The sequence below is a fragment of the Paenibacillus thiaminolyticus genome (assembly GCF_007066085.1).
Lineage (GTDB): Bacteria > Bacillota > Bacilli > Paenibacillales > Paenibacillaceae > Paenibacillus_B > Paenibacillus_B thiaminolyticus.
In genome coordinates, this window is the sequence record NZ_CP041405.1 from 571197 (window position 1) to 590680 (window position 19484).

Annotated in this window: 18 protein-coding genes and 1 pseudogene; 1 reads left to right on the top strand and 18 read right to left on the bottom strand. The window is 49.6% G+C overall.

Features of this window, described 5'->3' with window-relative positions; translation table 11 throughout:
- Positions 1 to 9: 9 nt before the first annotated feature.
- The 14 genes and pseudogenes from FLT43_RS02455 to FLT43_RS02525 all read right to left on the bottom strand — a co-directional run bounded on the left by FLT43_RS02455 (position 10) and on the right by FLT43_RS02525 (position 11716).
- A complete protein-coding gene (locus tag FLT43_RS02455; RefSeq protein WP_087443498.1) occupies positions 10 to 657 on the bottom strand; it encodes a phosphate propanoyltransferase in 648 nt (215 codons plus the stop codon).
- Positions 657 to 2129 (bottom strand): acetaldehyde dehydrogenase (acetylating), encoded by a 1473-nt coding sequence (locus FLT43_RS02460; RefSeq protein WP_087443497.1) that lies wholly within the window; start codon positions 2127 to 2129, stop codon positions 657 to 659. The genes FLT43_RS02455 and FLT43_RS02460 overlap by 1 nt, the downstream gene beginning before the upstream one ends.
- A 561-nt stretch (positions 2130 to 2690) precedes the next feature.
- Positions 2691 to 2954 (bottom strand): annotated as a pseudogene (locus FLT43_RS30750) (BMC domain-containing protein); the annotation flags it as partial.
- Between the two features lie 14 nt (positions 2955 to 2968).
- Positions 2969 to 3625 carry a cupin domain-containing protein gene (locus FLT43_RS02470; RefSeq protein WP_087443495.1) on the bottom strand — a complete coding sequence of 219 codons (657 nt, stop codon included), beginning with the start codon at positions 3623 to 3625 and terminating at the stop codon, positions 2969 to 2971.
- 43 nt (positions 3626 to 3668) lie between these two features.
- Complete coding sequence (locus FLT43_RS02475; protein ID WP_240765062.1) at positions 3669 to 3875, bottom strand: EutN/CcmL family microcompartment protein; 207 nt, start codon at positions 3873 to 3875, stop codon at positions 3669 to 3671.
- Between the two features lie 43 nt (positions 3876 to 3918).
- Entirely contained in the window at positions 3919 to 4239 is a 321-nt protein-coding gene (locus tag FLT43_RS02480) for a BMC domain-containing protein (RefSeq protein WP_087443494.1), read from the bottom strand.
- The gene (gene eutJ, locus FLT43_RS02485; RefSeq protein ID WP_087443493.1) at positions 4240 to 5079 is read right to left on the bottom strand and encodes an ethanolamine utilization protein EutJ; all 840 of its coding nucleotides are present in this window, start codon (positions 5077 to 5079) and stop codon (positions 4240 to 4242) included. It abuts the gene before it with no gap.
- On the bottom strand, positions 5037 to 5741 hold the full coding sequence (locus tag FLT43_RS02490; RefSeq protein ID WP_087443492.1) for a cobalamin adenosyltransferase: 705 nt from the start codon (positions 5739 to 5741) through the stop codon (positions 5037 to 5039). Before FLT43_RS02490 ends, eutJ begins: the two co-directional genes overlap by 43 nt.
- Positions 5742 to 5851: 110 nt before the next feature.
- Positions 5852 to 6205: a BMC domain-containing protein gene (locus FLT43_RS02500; protein WP_087443491.1), complete on the bottom strand. Its 354-nt coding sequence runs from the start codon at positions 6203 to 6205 to the stop codon at positions 5852 to 5854.
- 78 nt (positions 6206 to 6283) lie between these two features.
- Positions 6284 to 7246: a choline TMA-lyase-activating enzyme gene (cutD, locus tag FLT43_RS02505; RefSeq protein WP_087443490.1), complete on the bottom strand. Its 963-nt coding sequence runs from the start codon at positions 7244 to 7246 to the stop codon at positions 6284 to 6286.
- An 88-nt stretch (positions 7247 to 7334) separates the two neighbouring features.
- Positions 7335 to 9893, bottom strand: a complete 2559-nt coding sequence (gene cutC / locus FLT43_RS02510; protein ID WP_244194257.1) for a choline trimethylamine-lyase — start codon at positions 9891 to 9893, stop codon at positions 7335 to 7337.
- A gap of 30 nt (positions 9894 to 9923) precedes the next feature.
- Positions 9924 to 11066: a 1-propanol dehydrogenase PduQ gene (locus tag FLT43_RS02515; RefSeq protein WP_087443489.1), complete on the bottom strand. Its 1143-nt coding sequence runs from the start codon at positions 11064 to 11066 to the stop codon at positions 9924 to 9926.
- A 36-nt stretch (positions 11067 to 11102) separates the two neighbouring features.
- Entirely contained in the window at positions 11103 to 11396 is a 294-nt protein-coding gene (locus tag FLT43_RS02520; RefSeq protein ID WP_006677931.1) for a BMC domain-containing protein, read from the bottom strand.
- Positions 11397 to 11419: 23 nt separating this feature from the next.
- Positions 11420 to 11716, bottom strand: coding sequence for a BMC domain-containing protein (locus FLT43_RS02525; protein WP_087443488.1), 297 nt, complete (start codon positions 11714 to 11716; stop codon positions 11420 to 11422).
- 317 nt (positions 11717 to 12033) lie between these two features.
- Between FLT43_RS02525 and FLT43_RS02530 the strand changes: the two genes are divergently transcribed.
- Complete coding sequence (locus FLT43_RS02530; protein WP_087443928.1) at positions 12034 to 12981, top strand: choline kinase family protein; 948 nt, start codon at positions 12034 to 12036, stop codon at positions 12979 to 12981.
- Positions 12982 to 13538: 557 nt separating this feature from the next.
- On the opposite strand, the gene FLT43_RS02535 is transcribed toward FLT43_RS02530, so the two are convergent.
- The 4 genes from FLT43_RS02535 to FLT43_RS02550 all read right to left on the bottom strand — a co-directional run bounded on the left by FLT43_RS02535 (position 13539) and on the right by FLT43_RS02550 (position 19458).
- Positions 13539 to 15059, bottom strand: coding sequence for a thiol-activated cytolysin family protein (locus FLT43_RS02535; RefSeq protein ID WP_087443487.1), 1521 nt, complete (start codon positions 15057 to 15059; stop codon positions 13539 to 13541).
- Positions 15060 to 15491: 432 nt separating this feature from the next.
- The gene (locus FLT43_RS02540; protein ID WP_087443486.1) at positions 15492 to 16694 is read right to left on the bottom strand and encodes a macrolide family glycosyltransferase; all 1203 of its coding nucleotides are present in this window, start codon (positions 16692 to 16694) and stop codon (positions 15492 to 15494) included.
- Positions 16695 to 16871: 177 nt separating this feature from the next.
- Positions 16872 to 17768 carry a LysR family transcriptional regulator gene (locus tag FLT43_RS02545; RefSeq protein WP_087443485.1) on the bottom strand — a complete coding sequence of 299 codons (897 nt, stop codon included), beginning with the start codon at positions 17766 to 17768 and terminating at the stop codon, positions 16872 to 16874.
- A gap of 151 nt (positions 17769 to 17919) precedes the next feature.
- The gene (locus FLT43_RS02550; protein WP_087443484.1) at positions 17920 to 19458 is read right to left on the bottom strand and encodes an acyl-CoA carboxylase subunit beta; all 1539 of its coding nucleotides are present in this window, start codon (positions 19456 to 19458) and stop codon (positions 17920 to 17922) included.
- Between the last annotated feature and the right edge of the window lie 26 nt (positions 19459 to 19484).

Sequence of the window (19484 nt, forward strand, 5' to 3'; positions counted from 1 at the left end):
CATTTCCTCCTAAAGATTTTTTATGATTTTGACAACAGACGCCGATGTCAGATCCATCGCGTTAGCCTCTTCAACGTCGATATGACAGTCGAGAGCGGCGTCACTGCTAACTCGGATTGCGACCTGATTGTACCCTCCGCCCCGGAGACCATCAAATTGAATACTGACCATTTCTCCGTTGGTTACACCAAAGTAAAGGGCATCATCAGGCGTCATATGAATGTGGCGCTGTGCAACCATCAAGCCGCTGGTAATATATACGCTTCCCTTAGGCCCGACCAACGTGATGCCCGGTGTGCCTTCAAGCTCCCCGGATAAGCGCAATGGAGCTTTCACGCCCAGCTTAAAACAGTCACCCCGCATAATTTCTACCTGGCTCTGTTTCCGCACTGGGCCAAGAACACGCACTTTTTCGATGGCCCCCTTGGGACCGCAGACCGTAACGGTCTCATTACATGCATACTGACCAGGTTGGGACAAATCACGCATTTTGGAAAGCGTATATCCGGCTCCGAAGAGCGTCTCCACATCAGCCTGGGAAAGATGCACATGGCGGTTTGAAATTCCTAAAGGGATGGAGCGCGGCTCCTTTTCCGCCTTCCCAGCACCGGATACAACCTCCATTAACAAGGACAGCACTTGATCATAGTTCCCCATTAGCTGTCACCGCTTTTCTGCAAAATAGACATCAGCTCATCGACCAGATTCAACAGCAACGCATCCTCCTGTTGCTTCGGCGGTTGTGGAGAGGAAACAGAATCAGGGCTTTGTGCCGTACAGTCCTTAATGCCATAAGCCACACGCTTGATATTAATCAAGTGCTGTGGTCCCACATTATCTGAAGTGGCGCTGCCGCCCCAGGTTCCACATCCCAAAGTGAAGGCCGGAGCAAGCCCAGTGCTTGCGCCCACGCCGCCCTGAGTGGAGCCTGTATTTACCAAAATGCGAAATACAGGTTTTTGCGCAAATTCCATGACCATATCGTGATTCTGTGTATGGATGGAGAAGCTATGGCCTATTCCTCCATTACGCAGCAGCCCAACACTTAGATCACAAGCCTCACGCCAGTCCTGTACAGTGTAAAATGCCAATACAGTAGTAAGCTTTTCATAGGACAGCGGGAATTTCTCTCCCACGCCCTGCTGTTCGCCCAACAGCACCTTGACCCCGGCTGGAATTTGAATGCCGGCCGCTTCTGCAATCACCTGAGGCGAACGTCCCACCAGTCTTGAATTCATGGCATGGCCTTTTACAAACAGCTTGGACGCGACTTTGGCAGTCTCCTCCTGATTCATAAAGTAACCGCCCTGACGCTCAAACTCCGCGATCACCTGAGGACGGATGCATTCCTCTACGATAACAGCCTGTTCAGAGGCGCAGATTGTACCGTAATCGAAGGTTTTGCTGGCAATGATATTTGCTACTGCCTTTGGAATATCCGCGGTGCGCTCAATATAGGCCGGTACATTGCCCGGTCCTACCCCCAGCGCCGGCTTACCCGCACTATAGGCGGATTTCACCATCGCCGAGCCGCCTGTGGCGATAATCATGGCGATTTCATCGCACTTCATCAGTTCCTGCGTCGCTGGCATAGAAGGCTTGGTAACGCAGCCAATGATTCCTTCGGGAGCCCCTGCCTCGACAGCGGCTGCGTGCATGAGTTCTGCGGCCCGCATGATGGATTTCTTAGCCGAAGGATGCGGCGAAAAGATGATTCCATTACGAGCCTTTATCGCAATGATCGATTTGAAAATCGTCGTGGATGTCGGATTGGTCGATGGAATAATGCCCATGAGCAGTCCAACAGGCTCGGCAATCTCTATTAATTGATTTGTCTTATCCTCGCGGATAACCCCAATCGTTTTCGTATCCCGAATGGATTCATACAGCTCCGTGGAAGCCAGACGGTTTTTGAAGATTTTATCCTGGGTTTTGCCAAATCCGGTTTCCTCCACGGCCAGCGCAGCCAGTTCCGCGGCATTGACCTCCGCGGTCCGCACCATGTTTTGTACAATTTTGTCAATCTGTTCAGCATTGTACCCTGCAAGGATATCGGTGGCGGCTTTTCCTGCACGGGCCAATTCCCGGGTTTCCTGAATCGATTGCAAGTCATAATCAAAATTTTCCAAGTGAAATATCCTCCTCTCGAATCCTGCTTACGGTTGATAATAATGGCGGAACCGCTTGAGCAGTTTCACCTTGTTGGCCTTGGAAATGGTCGTCATGCTCATCCCATACGCAGGACCGCACTCTCTGGCCAGTCGGCGCAGCTTCACGGCTGTCATCGATTCCAGTTGCTCCATTGCTTTGTCAAGCCCGGCTTCCTTTACCAGCACGTCAATCTGGTGTTTGAATGGACTGTCCAGCACTGCCTGCTCTCCATCTGCCGGATTTTCATCATTGTCCGTTTCCGGACTGGCGTCTTCAGACGCAAGATCCTGAGCGGGATCGGCCGCCAGTAGAGGTAAGCCTTCTTCACTACCACGATGGATTGAGACATCGGGCGGCGTGTTCAATGGAATATCGAGAGCCGTATCCAGTGGAACATCAGACGCTGCATCCGGTTCCGGAGTCTGCTTCGTCGTTGGCTCGGGCATCTGCTCCGCAAACTGTTCTGCTGCCTGATTATGCTGCACTGGCAGCGCCGGCTCGTCCTTCTCCTTGGCAAGGTTCGGAACGCTGCGCCGGCCGATGATGCTCTCAATGTCGTTGTGGGGTCTTGGAATGACATGCCGGCTGACCAGCACATCACTGCCCAATTGTTGCGCCGCGGAGGCCCCTGCTTCCACGGATGCTTGAACAGCGCCGACATCGCCGGTTACCATGATCGTCACTAGCCCGCCGCCCACTTTGCACTTTTCTATCAATTCTACCTGAGCTGATTTGAGCATGATGTCCAGACATTCAATCGCCGGAAGAAGGCCCCGCGTTTCAATTAATCCAAGCGCCTGCATGCTATCACCTCCTGTTACTGCAGCGTCCGATCAGGCTCGCCCGCCGGATACGTCATATAAAACACCCTCGCGCAGGCCGACGATCCCTTGGTCGCTTTCACCCCTTTGGGGATGAAGAGCACATCCCCCTCATGAGCGGTGAACGTTCTCTCGTTCAAAGTGACATCAAGCGTGCCTTCCAACACGATATAAGTTTCTTCGCGGGCCGTCTTCTGCTCGAAGCTATCGTGATCGACCGTCAGAAACCCTGCGCTCATGGAACAATCCGGCCTCCCGATTACTTCTTGACGATATACCTTGGCACCAGATGTTCCCGTTTCGTAAGCTTCCATTTTTACTGTCCGGCCCCGCACAAGTTTCAAGCCAGTCGGATCCGTCTCCGCCTGATAAGGTGGCTCAAGAGCCGTTCCCAACAGCTTTTCAACCAGTCCTTTTTCCGATAACATCTTGAAAAATTTAAAAATGGCATTCATGTCGAGATCATCCTGAGTTTGGCAGCCTGTGGCCTCGGAACGCAAAGTCCCGCATGGCTCATCGGTAAACTCCATCCCCAGCTCCCTTGCCTTATCTCGGGCCGCCGGTGTCACAATCGTGTTACTGTCAATGCAGCACCGCTTCTGTCCGGAAGCCACCCATTCCTCCACATCCGCAGCGCATATCAGTTTTTTCACAGTTCTCGCCCCTTCTCGCTGCATTCGATTGCTGTTCGAATATTTATTCGAACACGCAGTCTGCGTCAATGATGCCGACGACGACGGCATCCACAGGAACATCGTCTGTATGCAGCATTTTGCGGGCCGAAGAGCCGGTGCAGACAATCACTCGATCGCCTATTCCAGCGCCGATCGTATCGACTACAATCAAGCGGCGCCCGTCGTCGCTTCCGCCAATCACCTCGGCCAGCATCAGTTTCATTCCCACAAGGGAATCTGCTTTACGGGTAGACCAGATATTGTGAATCAATTCAGCCGCAATCATAGCAGTCCTTCCTCCCCGCTTTTCCGCTCCTCCGCTTAATCTCGGCGATGGCGTCCTCTACGGAAGCCGTGTCACCAAAAATGGCGAGAAGAATCATGTTCTGCGGGCAGCTGCCACGAATATCCTCCACTGTTACGCCCGCCACTTTTTCAGCTGCATCAGCAGCCCATACCATATCAATCAGCCTTCCCTGCACCAGTCCGACTGCGTCGCATTGGGGAACTTCCCGACTACTGGGCGCTCCTCTGCGACGCAGCAAAATGTCCAGCGTCCCCTTAGAAGGAGATTTAATAATCCGACATTCCACTCACATCGCCTCCTGTGTACAATTCAGAGCAATGCCCAGCGGAGTGACAAACAGGGGGTTGCTAGGCTTATAGGTAGCAATGCCGGTCTTTTGCTCCATGATCGTCTCCATACCGGACAGGCAGCAGGTGCCCCCTACCAAGTACAATTCCTTGACCTCATGGCCCGCAACATGGCGGTTGACGATGGAGGCAACCTTATCGATGACCGGCCGGAGCAGCGGCAGCAATTCTTGGTGATGGGCAGGGTCGCGCTTAAAGCAGTCTGCTTCTGAAAAACTCATCTGGTATGCCCCGGCAATGACTAAAGAAAAGTGGGTGCCGCCCGTTGCTTCGTCGGCGACATAGACAACCTTGCCATCCTTCAGAATCGAAATGCCCGTCGTACCGCCGCCAATGTCTACAATGGCTCCATCGGATATTTGCAGCACGGCATTAGCCGCCGTAGGTTCATCCAGTAAAGCCGTAACTTCAAAACCCGCACCCTGGAGCACATGCTTGATGGCGCCAGCATCCAGTAAATCGGTTCCCGGAGGAATCGCCGAAGCCGCATATTCAAGTTCTACACCCAATTGCTGCTCCAACTGTGCTTTAAGCTCCCTTACGATCTGTATCGCTCCCAAGTAGTCCACCACCATTCCGTCGCGGACGACATCGGCGTAGCGGTAAGCTCCCGCCACCGGCTTCCGGGTGTCATCTAACACCGTAAGCACCACACAGGCCGTTCCCAGATCCACACCGGTATAGTAGAACGAAGACCGTCCTGGAATCGGTTTCTGGATGACTGCTTCAAATTGCTTTAGGAGTTGATCGCAGTATGCAAAGGGTTTTGTCTCTGGCATGTTCTACCTCCTGTAGTTCTGCAAATAAGCGAGCTCAATGCGTTAATCATATAGTTAATTCCAGGAATAACAGGCTTCTCCGGCTTTTCTTGGGGACTGCCTGCTGCGGCTTCCAACACCGCAAACCCAAGCTCCCGCAGAGCGCAGCGCAAACGGTGGAGCAAAGCAATTTCTCTGCCCTTTGCCAACTGAATGTGAAACTCGGTTACCTCAAAGCAATCTCCCGCATCCTCAAAAAGAACATCGGCAGGAATGCCGGTACAACCCTGGAAAAATAAATCGGCAGTGAATGCGCCGCCTCCTTCCCCTTTCTGGAGGGCCGAAAACAGCCTCGACAGCTCTAGCACCTTCTGGGCGAGCAGCACATCCCGCTCCAGCAGCTCCTGCCCGGTTAACAAGAACAGGGCTGAGACGGATTGCATCTGACAGAGCAAGATTCCACGCCGCCAATCCCGCTTTTCCGCCTGTTGCTCCGGATTTGGGAGCGGCTCTTGCTTTTGTTCTTGATTTTGCTCTTGCGTACTATAGGACACGGCGATCTGGCGATCCGTCAAAAACTGGCGCGCCTCCGGCGTCAATCGGCTTCCATGCTCCACCATGTAGGATGTAAAAGGCTCTATCCTGTACACATTGCGCAATTCCATTTCGGTAATAAATTTCATGGTATCAACTCCACTCTTATTACCCGAACAAATAACGTTTCAATTCCCCGATTCCCCTTCCCACGGGAAGACTAATGCGGAAAAAGGGCCGATCAGCAAAATACGTTTTTTCATGTCCGTGTAATTTCCGCCGTCGCAAAACCCAGACTATTGCAGAACGTCTCAATAATGGCTCGCAGCGCTGTATCCACACTGGCTATATCTCCGGTGAGAAGCACCGAACCAGTAAAGCGATCCAGAAAGCCGATTTCCACATCTGCTACCTTGGTGGCGATATCGGCGGCAATAATGGAGGTTTCGCTGGGCGACAGTGTTAATATGCCAATAGCCCCCGCTTCATCGATGCCCAGTCTTTCATACATGTCAGGCACGGGTGAAGCAATCATATGGGCCAGCGTCACTTGTTTGCCCGGCACCGACTCCTGAATCATCCGACCGGGAGCTGGCCCAGCAGGCTGTTGCATATAAACGTCCTCCTAAAAGTTTTGCGAGTTTGAAAAGCGGCAGCTTTACCGAACATAACTGGCTTCGAAAGCATCCGCTTAATGTTTGACTACCCGAACCGGGAGATCGTATTGGCTGATCTGACGTTCAATACGCTCCAGATCGGCTTCATTCAGGCTTAAATCGCGGTCAACGCTGTAAACCATATCCAATTGTCTGTATTTGTTAATTCCAAGCTTGTGATACGGGAGCAAATCGATGCCTTGAAAATTCCGGTATTCCTTATAGGGAAGCAGAAACTCCACCGTTTTGCGAATGGTGTCCGCATCATCATTGAGCCCCTTCATCAGCGGCATCCGCACCATCACGTTATGTTTGCGGGTAATCAGTTCCCGCAAATTTTCGAGAATGCGCTCGTTGCGTACACCCGTCAATTGATAATGGCGGTATGAATCCATATGTTTCAGATCGTACAATATCAGATCGGTAAATTCGGCCATGGCCAGAATCGCTTCCGGTTTGGCATGCCCAGAGGTTTCAATGGCCGTATGGATTCCGGCGCGCTTGCACTCCTTGAGCAAATGGACCGCAAATTCGGATTGCGAGCATACTTCGCCCCCGCCCAAGGTGACGCCGCCGCCGGACGTCGTGTAGAACAGCATATCCTGCTCTACAATTTCCACAATTTCCGATACTGTCATATTCATCCCGGCGATAGAGAGCGCCCGCGCGGGACAAACCTTCTCACATTTCCGGCAGCCTATGCACTCGATTTTCCGGTCAACCACATGCTGCGGCTTGGACGGCTCCTGAGAGCCGGAAGTGTCCACACGGTGGATTTCCCGAGGACACGCCGCAACACATGCGCCGCAATCGTTGCACAGATCCCGTTGGTACATCACCTGATATTTCTTTTCCAGACCTTCCGGGTTCGCACACCACTGACAGCGCAGGGGACATCCCTTGAAGAAAATAAGCGTCCGGATACCGGGGCCGTCGTATATGGAATATTTTTGAATGTTGAAAATACGTGCCTGCCTTTCCGGCATACCTGACTCCATAGCTGTGGCTCCTTCCTTTGCCGCATATCTAAATACCAGTATGTCTCTTCCCCGGCGTGCACCGCCGGAGAAGAGGCACAGGGTTATTTTAGAAATGCTCAATCATCGTTCTGCTGATGATTTCATCCTGCACTTCTTTACACAATTCAACAAAGTATGCGCTATAGCCGGCGACCCGAATAATCAAATCACGGTATTGATCGGGATTTTGCTGCGCTTTAATCAGCGTTTCATTATCCACATAACTGAACTGCATTTGGCCGTTGCCGAGAATGGAGGCCGTCCGGAGCAGATTAATCAGTCCGTTCTCTCCTTCCGGTGTTTCCAGCAGACCGCGCAAAAGCTTGAAGTTATGCACCATGCCAATATTCATGGCCTCGACATCTATTTTGCTTATCGATTTGATGATAGCCGTCGGTCCCTTCTTGTCATGGCCCTGGGTAGGGCTGATACCGTCGGACAGCGGCAACCAAGCTTTACGCCCATTGGCTGTAGCACCGGTCATCTCGCCGAAAGGCGTATTGTTCGAAATAGAAAGCGTGCCATGGCTGAAGGTAGAGTACAGCGTTTTAAATTTGCGATGATAGTTCTCAGTCCATCCCGTGATATCGGCGGCGATACGATCGGCATAATCGTCGTCATTTCCGAATTTTGGCGCGTCCAGACAATCCCTGTGGATCTGCTCATAACCTTCGAAATCGGCCAGCAACGCGTCACGGATTTGCTCGAGCGAATATTTTTTGTCATCGTAAACCAGCTTCTTGATGGCAGCCATCGAATCGGCGTAAGTTGCCAGACCGGACCAAATCAAGCCAGGTCCCCAGTTATACATGGCGCCGCCGGCGGACACGTCGCGGCCGCTCTCCATCGTGCCTTCATACATGATCGACATAAGCGGCTTCGGCGCATAATCGCGGTGAACGCGCTGGCTGATTACCGTACCCACTGCGGACAGCTCGGTGATGTATTCTACCTGCTTCTTAACCGCCGCTTCAAATTCCTCATAGGTCTTGAAGTTGTTCAAATCGCCCATGTCCAATCCCGGCGTGCTTCCGTGCCAGAGCATTTTGCCGCGGTTAAGGACGAACTCAATGGCAATCGGCCACTGGGTGTATCCAGTGGAGGTCCACTGATACAAGCGTCCGGATTTTTGCGGCTCCACACAGCCCATCAGACAGTAATCGCGGGCATCTTCGATACTGCAGCCCTTCATCAGCATCATCTTGATGTGGGAATCGTCGAAATGGCAGGCCGGGAAGCCCAAACCCGCACGGACGACATCCACAATCTTCTTCAAGTATTTCTGAGGAGAACTATTGTGGATACGGCAAGCGAGTGAAGGCTGATAAACGCCGACATGACGTACTGCATCCATGAGCAGATAAGTCAAGTCGTTGCAGGCGTCGCCGCCCTCCCGTTTTTGCCCGCCGACACACATATTGACGAACGGCTGGTAGCCGGCGAAGAACTTGGAGCCGCCCGCGCTGGAAACCCACATCATTTCCGAGCATTTGATAAGGAAACAGCCTGCAATCTCGAATGCTTCAAACTCTGTTAGACGGCCGGCTTTTCTGTCCGCCTCATAGAAAGGATACATATATTGATCCACACGGCCGACAGACATGCCTGTCTGATTTTCTTCCACCACGAGCAAAGATTCTACGGTCCAGACCGATTGCATTGCCTCATGGAATGTAGTCGGCGCATGAGCCGGTACGCGTGCGTTGATCTCGCCGATTTTTTTCAACTCTGCCTTGCGCTTCGGATTTGTTTCTTTAGCGGCCAGCTGGTATGCGTATTCAGACATCCGTTTGGCATACGCCATCACGCCTTCCGTCGTATCCAGCACGGATTTATAGTAATAGATTTTGTCGATGTCTTCAGGGTTTTGCATGGACAGCTTCGCAAGATGCTCCTTGGCATCCCGCTGGATATCCAGCATCCCTTTCTTCATTAAAATGACATCGTAGCCTGGGTTGGAGTCGCCGCCGCCGTTGATCTGATGATAGGAAAGATCGCTGACGAATGCTTCGCCGGAAAACTCCCAAAGACCAGCATCCCGGTATTGCTGTTCACATATTTCATCCACCGATTTGCCTTCCCAGAACGGGAACAGCTCCTCGCGCATAATCCGCTTGTCTTCCTCGGAGATGTAGAACGGATCCTGAGGACGGTTGTGAATGGTATCGAGCTCATCCCGGGTCCAGCGCCAAGCTATGTCAGGCGAGAAAGCGCCCGCGCGCGGCGCGCCGCAAGGATGACCAACGATCAACTCGTTGTCCTGGATGAGCAGCGGAGCCTCTTCACACGCTTTGCGGAAAGCCTTGGCACGCAGCATAATCGCTGGCAGACCTGGATTTTCCTTGTATACCTGAGTAAAGGCTCTGGCACGATAGGTTGTAATGCTTGGCGTAGCGGTCAAATAATGTTCTTTCAAAGCCCGCAAACGCTCGGTCATTCCTTCCGGGTATGCGCATTCTTCCTTATGAAGCTGGCCGAGGCCGTTTTCAACCTGCGGCTTAGCCCCTTTATCCGAAAGCTCCTTTGAAATCCCCTGGAACAGCTTCATGATCGCTGCTCGTTCTTGGGGAGCCATGGCCTTCGTTGCTTCAGCAAATTTGCTTGAAAACTCGTGAATGTTCAACATTATTCCCTCGCAATCTTGTGAGATTATCATTTAAAAGCTTTTACGATAAATGTGCACCAACTCTTCTGCTGTTGGTTGACGAGGATTGGTTGGCGTACAGCGGTCAGCCATCGCGGTCTGTGCCATGCGGGACAACGCCTCGTCAAAAGCATCCTGGTCAACCCCAAGCTCACGAATTCCGTGTTCGATACCGATGGAACGCTTCAGCTTCCCAATTGCCTGGATCAAACTTACGGTTCCTTCACGGGCGGTCCGTGCCGGCAAGTGCAGCAGCGAAGCGAGCCTAGCATAGCGTTCGCAAACCCTGTCTATGACTTTTCCGCCCAGGTTGGCGTTATACTCCATTACCGCCTCTAGAAGCAGGGAATTCACCCGTCCGTGAGCAATGTGAAACGTTCCGCCAAAGGCGTGGGACATACTGTGAATGATACCAAGACCAGCGTTAGTAAATGCCATTCCCGCCATACAGGACGCATTCTGCACCCGATCCCGCGCCTCAGCATCTGCCGGATCATGGTAAAGCGTTTCCAGATGAGCAAATACCAATTGGACGGCTTTTTCGGCTAACGCATCGGTAAAGTCGGTCGCTTTGGCAGAGACATAAGCCTCCAGCGCATGGGTAAGAACGTCCATTCCGGTGTCCACCACTATTTTGTTTGGCACTTGCTTGGTAAGGGTGGAATCGAGAATCGCTATGTCCGGTGCGATATAATCGTCCACGATAACAATTTTGTCTCCATCCACAGTAATCACCGAAAAGTCGGTCACTTCCGATCCGGTGCCGCTGGTGGATGGAATGGCGACAAACGATGGTTTGACAAAAGGCTCGTCTTTCTCCTGCGCATATTGCCGGGCGAAGTACAGAACACCTTTCGCTGTATCAATGACGGAGCCGCCGCCCAGCGCCAGTAACACATCAGCGCCGCTTTCCCAATACACTTGAAGCGCTTCAGCCACAATACTCACGCTCGGATCGGGCTTAACACCGCTAAACACTGTAGTGGAGATTCCACCGCTTTGCAGCAGATCAACCACCTGACCCAGATACCCCAGCTTCTCCATCATCTGATCGGATACGATGCAGGCTTTCGTGCCTTGGATTTCCGCTAGTTTTTTAAGTGACTGTTCGCCTGAAAATACCTTCGATTTCATAACAAAGATGTCGTTTATCACGGGCACCTCCCTTGAATTTCTGCAGATAACCTGCCCCTAAGATGGAAGGGCATAGCGGGCAATGATCTTTTCGATGTCTGGGTGCGGGTTGGGAATAACGTTTGAAGAGTAAACCTCAGTCCCCATCGCCTGTACAGCGGCGACACCAGCATCTACTGCAGCCCTTACAGCCCCTACATCTCCACGAACAAGGACAGATATATAACCGGACGCCACGTTTTCGTAACCGATCAAATCTACATCGGCCGCTTTACACATGGCATCCGCCGCTTCCATGACGAATACAATTCCAAAGGTTTCAATGAAACCCAGTGCATCATGCTTGCTCATGAACCTATCTCCCCTCCCGGCAATTATGTGTTAATTGCATGCGCTTTCACGATTGCTGCAATAGAACTGAGCGGACGCGGCATCACATTATGGGCAGTGACTTTGCCAATCTTCGCTGCCGCTTCAGCGCCAGCCTCTACTGCCGAACGAACCGCCGCGACATCACCTTTTACCATTATCGTTACGAGCGTGGAACCAACATTCTCGTAGGATACCAGAACAACATCTGCTGCTTTAAGCATAGCGTCCGCCGCTTGGATGGCAGGAACCATGCCCAAAGTTTCCACAAGCCCGAGAGCTTCTTCTCCCCGGTATTCCATTCGAACCTCACCTCACCTGGGTAATTTTTATTTATGAATCCGCTGTAATATCAGATACTCAACTCCTACTTGCAGGTTAACATAGGTTCACCCCGTTATTATGGAAGATTCGGTAGCTGATTTTAGTATTCTAATGCCCCTTTTACCAACAATCTGGTACAAAAACGTCTTTCTTGCATCACAAGTACCAGAATACCCTCAAGCTCGTTCGTTTCATTGAATTTCTCCGCCTATCTTGCTATAATTGTGGCAAAATCTGTGCGGCGAATGTGTGCCATGTTTAACGCATGCATATGGAATGCCGAGAAAAGGTCATCATGAAACCTCTAAACGACTTTTTATCCAAACAAATGAATATGGAAGACCTGGTGCAGCAAAAACTACGTCTTTTTTTTGAAGATGATCGTATTGTTTTTGACAAATCTCGTTTTGCGGGCGGGTTGACCAATTATAACTACATTATGAATATCCACGGAACGGAGTATGTGATTCGTAAGCCCGGTAACCTGACGGATCAAATGATCGACCGCAGGATAGAACGTGTGAACAACGGCATCGCTTCGGAGTTTGGCGTGAATTCGGAATGTATATATTTTGATGAGGAAAGCGGCATTAAGATCAGCAAGTATATTCCCGATAGCAAAACGCTAGCCGCGGCAGGCCCCTTGGCTTTGCAAAGCTTGCAGGCCGTTTCTTCTTTACTGAAGAAGATTCATGGCAGTCCCAAGCACTTCCCTAACCAGTTCGATTGGCTCAGTGAACTTGCCAAATATGAAGCCATTGTCACGCAAATCAACGGAGAATTGTTTTTTGACTACGCCTCCTTAAAAGAGCAATTGCTTCGTTTTATGGAAGAGAATGTTAATAATGTCATTTCCGTACCTTGCCATAATGATACGGTTCCCGAGAATTTTCTCGTAGATGGGAATGGCAGTGTCTATTTGATAGATTGGGAATATTCCGGAATGAACGATCCGGCCTTTGATATTGCCGCGTATATCATCGAATCGCGTTTGACAGCAGAGGCGATTGACCAACTGTTTGAAGCCTATTACGGCAATGCGTTTACGCAGGATGATCTGATGAAGGTCAAATGTTATATGATGGCCCAGGATTTGTTATGGACGGTATGGGCCCTGCTGCGCCATTATACGGGGGATGATTACCTGGATTACTGCTCGCTGCGCTATAACCGCCTGCGTCGAAATATTCAAGTATTAAGCATGCAGCCGGATTACCCTATTGCCGACATGGTGATGCGTTAGCACTAGTCGTTGCTTGCTCTGGAATGAGAAACTTTCGGAGGTTTAACCAATCCCTTTCAAAACGAGGCGAAATCCGCATAACTGCGCGATCGTTCCAGACACGCCGATTCGGTAAGCTTGTTCGGTAGCTTGTTCGGTAGCTTGTTCGGTAGCTTGTTTGGTAAGCAAAATTCCTGCTAAAATACAGCAATTCGATATGGACGTCTTCAGCAGAAAGGGAATCCTGCACAACGGCAGCAATTTCACCCGTTTCCCTTTAACTTTGCTCAAAAGGGCCTAAATTGATGCAGCTGTGCAGCAATTTCTCCCAAGGTGGACTCATTGAGCTGAAATTCCTGTAAAATCGCATCAATTCCCTACCTTAGATGGCGAAAGACCCGCTTCCACCCCCGAAAACTTATAAATTGTATAATATTAAGAAAAAAACCGCTTAGCCGTGCTGCTAAGCGGTCCTTATGCTACATCCGAATCGTGTGCCGGTGTTCAGATACATTCGGGAACGATTTTTTTCCAAAAAGAAAATCTCCCCTAATGAATGGGAAGATTTTCTGAAATGACTAGTCATGAGTAATGGATGCTGATGGATGTAACGTTGTTCCCCAAATCGAAACTTTTATATTGCTGGTTAACGGAACGTTAGGTTCATCTAGAATTGTTCTCCACCATTCCCAGGCAAGACCTGTACATTCTCTTGCAAAAATTTTGATGTTCTTGGCATTAGGCGGAAGTGGAATCTCTGTCGAGAAATGCGCTGTTTTATCTTGCCAATTTCCTCCCCAATTTTTATGAGTAATGATTTCTTGGCCATTTTCATCAAAGGTAAACTCGTCCCAAGACACTTCAAACTGAGCTACATATGCACCGCTATGATCAAGCGTTATTTTACCTTTCGTATATTCAGTCGTCTTCGTCTCGATATAGTCTGTATTGTTGTGAACCGCAGCTATGGAATTGTCTTTCAAGAAGACACTGGTATAAGAAATAGGGTAACCTGGATTCTTACTGCTAAATTCTGCATTGTCCTTGATTACATTTTGGATGACATTGAAGTCTTTCGTGACGACCTGGTTATGTGTTTGTGCATCGCCGCCTAATACAACAGCCGTGAACGAGCTGTTTTCATAAATATCTTTGTACTGTCCGCTAGCTTGTATGCTCGGATTATTGAGCAATAATTTAAATGCGGTTTGTACATCGCTGCTCTTTGAGGTCGTCTCCAATTTCACGTAAATGGTTCTGCCATAAGCTACATTAGATACCATCAGTGGCGGAGCCTCATTACTTACCCCTTTACGGACTAATTCAGCAAACGTCACACTGTCATCAAACAAGTCAGATGGATTGTTAGGAAGCGCTGCGCTTACGGTATAAAAGATTTGCTTATAAGCGGCAACCATCACTTTTTTCTCGCCGCTTGCGACCGCGTTAAAGTCGATTCCGAGCGTACCGTTAAGCACTTTAGAATTCACATTCAGTGCAGTCGCAATTTGATTTTGACTGTAAACCATCGATTCTGCGTACTGTAATCTCGCAGGCAGTGTATGCGTGTCGGAATACTTCTCGCCCCATGTCGACACGAGCTGATCAACGGCGCTAGAAACACTGCTGTAAGTTGGATTTTCAACGGTAATTGTATTCTCACTCTTCAATCCAGGCAGATCAATTGTAATATCTAATGGTTTTCTCGCGGCCATAACCAGACCAGGCTGATTATCCGCAAAATCCTTATTTGCAAGCTGTATGGCGCCTGGATAAGTACGATTCGTGATCGAATCAATAATTGAAATATCTACGGGCGAGGTTGTGAGTGATTTTTTCTCCCGTTCAACCACGATAAATTTACCATTGGACTGGACGCCTTCTTTGGGAACATAACTACTGACTTGATCACCAGTTACGGCCAAAACTTCATTGCGATCATAATTTAGGCCTGCGATCCCGGCATCAATGTCATTCAGTTCACTTGTAGCAGCATAGGAAATACTTGAATAAGTAAACACTTGTAAACCAATTAATAGACTTAAGAGAACTTTTACTCCTTTCGCATGTTTTGTTTGCCTCTGTTTTGATTTCCTCATAAAGATCTCCTCCTTTTATGTAAAAATTGTATCGGTATTTTGGTATAAAATTATGAGATTTCTAGAATAATTACAATGCTCCGTAACTTTTATAACACTACTTATAATGTTTTGAGTCTAAATAAGAATCTTGTGTAATATATGCCTATTCTTGGGCTTTCCTAATAATTCTGATATCGTATATGCAACACGATATTTCCGAAAAATACTTAGACTGAATGGATTGCGAATTTCCATTTTTATAAATTAGAAATGGAAATTTACTCGGTAATCCATCCGATCCGACGTAATTCGGTATACCTTTCCCCTAGAAATCATAATGTCCAATTGGCGAGCCGGCCTCTTGTAAATGTAAAGCCGATTTTTCCTGCTCTAAGGAAGGAAGAATCGGCTTTTGTTCATTTCATATGCTATCGATGTAAGTTACTTCCATCAATTATTCAATCCTAGACTTCGTTTATATGCGAAGATCTCCTCGACGGCTTGATGATACCCGCCCGCAGCTCGGAACGAATCGCCAATTTCAACACATGCCCTTCGAATTGACGCATCTTGGAGCACACGTTGCGCCGCCTCTCTGAGATCTCCCGCGAGTAAGCCTTCTTGATTCAGGTAAATGCCTGTATTGCTTTCAGCCACACGCCGCGCCACAATCGGTTGGTCAGCGCTTTGAGGAAATACAATCAGCGGCACTCCATAATAAAGGCCCTCACTGGTGCTGTTCATGCCGCCGTGTGTGATAAACAATTTGGCATGTCGCAGTACTTCGAGTTGCGGTACGTAGTTCCGAACGATAAAATTCGCAGGAATGTCTCCCAATTCCGCAATCTGGGTTTGTCTGCCGACGGATAAAATCACGGTGTATTTCGTTTCGGCGAACGCCGCAAAACAGAGCTTGTAAAAATCATCTGCTTGATTGAAAACCGTACCGAGTGAGATGTAAATCAGGTGATCCGTGTCCACATCAGAGAAATCAAATGGACTGTGAGAACGCGGCACGATTGACGGTCCAACAAACTTATACGTCTCATCGAAGCTTTCTCCATCGGGTTGGAAGCGTTTCGACGTGTAGACGATGGTCAATGGCGCGGGATTGCAGAAAACCTCGTAGCCGGAGCTAATCTGCACCTTGTATCTTGATTGCACGTTACTGACCAGTTGTTGAAACTCTTGTTGTGAACGTTCATTCACGTCTGCTGGAAAATGGCGCGAGAGGTGATCTTGCAGATTGTCAAAGCTGTTTTGTTGAATTGCAAAACTCGTGCACGAGTTGATTGCTGGCAGGTCGAGTATTTGTGCAAGCAAACGCCCGCAGCCGAACATCGAGTCATGAATGATGTAGTCAAAGCGCTTTCCATTAATTTGCTCCAGGACACTGGGAATGACGATGTCGGCGGTACGCAAAAGTCCACCCACTCGTGCCCAAGGATCTCTTCCTCCGGCAAGGAACGCCTCTACAAATTTGCCGCCATCGAATGTGATTACCTCTGCGCCCGTTGGCTCGACGCGATCACGATATTGGTCGGCGATAAAGTAAACCACCTCTTCGCCACGACGGATAAGCTCTTGAACCACACCAAGGGTTGGATTGATATGTCCTTCGGAACCTCCATTGATTAGCAAAACACGTGCCATAGTCATCACCTTTCCTAACAAAGTACACCGCACTGTACACCCGGCAGTGACGGTTGATCGGAGCTTGTCCAACCGATGCCGAAGCCGGATCAGAATGTACTGCCTTTTAATTGTTTTTATTATATCAAAAGGATCATTTCGTTATAAAAAACATCACTGAGCAGATCGATCACATGTTCATAATCCCGGCTGATTCGGGGGATTGGCCTGGATATAGGCAATTAACTCCCGGGATGCATAAGACAGGTATTTATCCCGGGGATAAATAAGCGCCAACTCCCAAGCAATCTCCGGATGGGAAATCGAAACGGCATGAACGGCAAGATGATGCAAACGGTTCGCCATCGATCGGGGGATCAATGAAATTCCTAATTGAGACGCCACCATCTCACAGCAGAAATCCCACAGGGAGGTCATATGAGCGACCTCGGGTTCGAACCCGGCCTGCAAGCAGGCTTGCCACACGACGTCATGAAGGGCGAATTCCTTGGTGAACAGGATGAACGGCTCATTCTTTAATTCAACCAAACTGACGGATTTTCTTCCGGCAAGCCAGTGGCGGCTGCTTACAATCACAACCAGCTCTTCCGTTAACAATGGAACCGTTCGATACATTCGAGTGTTCACCGGCAGCACCGTAACCCCAAAATCGATCTTTCCTTGCTCCATCTGCGTCTCTACCTGTTTCGCGCTGTATTCTACCATTTGAATCTCAATCCGGGGATATCTTTTCTTGAAGCCGGCAATTATTTTTGGGAAAAGCAATGCGCTGATTGTAGGCATGATTCCCATCTTCACTTTTCCCCTTTGTACTTGGACCAGCTCATTAACAGAAGAAGACAACTCCTCTAGCTGTTGCAAAATTTTCAAAGCCTTCTCGTTAACCAGCTGTCCTGTATCCGTGAGTACAACCTCCCTTTCGGAACGATCAAGCAAAATAACTCCCAATTCGTCTTCGAGGCTTTTGATCATCTTGCTGATGGATGGCTGAGAAACAAACAGGACCTGCGAAGCTTTTGTAAAATTTTTATGTTTGGCCACTTCTGTGAAATAATGAAGCTGTCGAATATCCATCTGATCCGGATCTGCCTCCTTCCCCTATAGGCAAAGTGGTAATCCATCCAAACCATTCATCCTCTGGCTCAACATTATGATATGCTGTCAACGCAAAAAACAGCACCGGTGCGCCGCTAAACGCTTGGTGCTGTTCGGAAATGCCAGCCAATTAAACCGGATATACCGGATGCTTCCGCTCAGAGAAGACGACAACCTTTGATGAATAAGCCTCGAACCGATTCACTACCTCGTCACGCAACGAATTGGCCGGGATAATCCCGTCAATAATCATTTCGGAGGCCAGCCGGTAAATATCAATATCCTGCTTATATTTCTCCCGCTCTTGTGCAATAAAAGAGGCCCGCTCGTTTTCCGGAAGTTGAGCAATTTTATTCGCATAGACGGCGTTGACCGCAGCTTCCGGCCCCATCACCGCGATTTGAGCCGTAGGCAACGCGAGACAGCAATCCGGTTCAAACGCCGGACCAGCCATCGCATACAGGCCTGCTCCGTATGCTTTACGGACGATCACCGAGATTTTGGGCACGCTCGCTTCGGACATGGCCGAAATCATTTTCGCGCCATGGCGGATAATTCCTGCCCGCTCCACCTTGGTGCCGATCATAAAACCAGGAACGTCGGCGAGAAACAGAAGCGGGATATGAAACGCGTCGCAAAGAGTAATAAATCTGGCTGCCTTATCCGCCGAATCGTGAAACAGCACGCCTCCTTTCACCCGCGGCTGATTGGCAATGATCCCGACCGGCTTACCGTTCATTCGGGCCAATCCCGTAATCAGTTCGGCGGCAAACAGCTTCTTCATCTCAAAGAATGACCCCTCGTCAATAATCCGGTCAAGCAGGTCATACATATTAAACGGCGCATTCTGATTCGACGGGATGATTTCTTCTAATGATTGCTCAAAGGATTGTGGTGCCGCTGCTTCCACGACCGGCGGTTTTTCGGAAAAATTGGCGGGAAAATAGGAGAGATACTGTCGTGCCATCGAAATGGCTTCTTCTTCGTTGTTCGCCAGCACATCACCGCATCCAGATACCGAGCAGTGCATGCGCGCCCCGCCCATTTCTTCTAACGTCACCTTTTCTCCGATAACCATCTCCGCCATCCGCGGGGAACCGAGATACATGGATGCATTTCCGTCCACCATAATCACGATATCGCAAAATGCCGGAATGTATGCTCCGCCTGCAGCCGAAGGCCCAAAGAGCAGGCAGATTTGAGGAATTTTACCCGACAACTTGACCTGGTTGTAAAAAATACGGCCCGCCCCGCGCCTGCCGGGGAACATCTCGACCTGGTCCGTAATACGAGCGCCTGCAGAATCCACGAGGTAGATCAATGGCACTCTCATTTTCTCTGCCGTCTCTTGTATTCGAATGATCTTTTCAACCGTACGCGATCCCCAAGAACCGGCTTTTACGGTGGAATCATTGGCCATCACACAGACGATTCTCCCGTTAATCTTGCCAATCGCCGTAACCACGCCATCCGCCGGAAGGTCATCGGCCGCGCAGTTGGCAAATAACGCATCCTCCAGCTCGAAACCCGGATCAAACAATAGCTTCAGACGGTCGCGAACAAATCGTTTTCCTCGCTCCGCATTCTTTTGATGATAAGCCGGCGTCCCCCCTTGGCGGATCCGTGAAACACGTTCCTGCAGCTCCTCCCGATTTATTTCCATGGACATCCCCTATTCCTCCTTATCTCCAACAT

Coding starts and splice junctions, on each gene's coding strand:
- FLT43_RS02520 (WP_006677931.1), bottom strand. CDS start 11,396: ATGAGCAAGCATGATGCACTGGGTTTCATTGAAACCTTTGGAATTGTA.
- FLT43_RS02500 (WP_087443491.1), bottom strand. CDS start 6,205: ATGCAACAGCCTGCTGGGCCAGCTCCCGGTCGGATGATTCAGGAGTCG.
- FLT43_RS02455 (WP_087443498.1), bottom strand. CDS start 657: ATGGGGAACTATGATCAAGTGCTGTCCTTGTTAATGGAGGTTGTATCC.
- FLT43_RS02540 (WP_087443486.1), bottom strand. CDS start 16,694: ATGGCACGTGTTTTGCTAATCAATGGAGGTTCCGAAGGACATATCAAT.
- cutD (WP_087443490.1), bottom strand. CDS start 7,246: ATGGAGTCAGGTATGCCGGAAAGGCAGGCACGTATTTTCAACATTCAA.
- FLT43_RS02550 (WP_087443484.1), bottom strand. CDS start 19,458: ATGTCCATGGAAATAAATCGGGAGGAGCTGCAGGAACGTGTTTCACGG.
- FLT43_RS02530 (WP_087443928.1), top strand. CDS start 12,034: ATGAAACCTCTAAACGACTTTTTATCCAAACAAATGAATATGGAAGAC.
- FLT43_RS02535 (WP_087443487.1), bottom strand. CDS start 15,059: ATGAGGAAATCAAAACAGAGGCAAACAAAACATGCGAAAGGAGTAAAA.
- FLT43_RS02525 (WP_087443488.1), bottom strand. CDS start 11,716: ATGGAATACCGGGGAGAAGAAGCTCTCGGGCTTGTGGAAACTTTGGGC.
- eutJ (WP_087443493.1), bottom strand. CDS start 5,079: ATGCCAGAGACAAAACCCTTTGCATACTGCGATCAACTCCTAAAGCAA.
- cutC (WP_244194257.1), bottom strand. CDS start 9,893: ATGTTGAACATTCACGAGTTTTCAAGCAAATTTGCTGAAGCAACGAAG.
- FLT43_RS02490 (WP_087443492.1), bottom strand. CDS start 5,741: ATGAAATTTATTACCGAAATGGAATTGCGCAATGTGTACAGGATAGAG.
- FLT43_RS02545 (WP_087443485.1), bottom strand. CDS start 17,768: ATGGATATTCGACAGCTTCATTATTTCACAGAAGTGGCCAAACATAAA.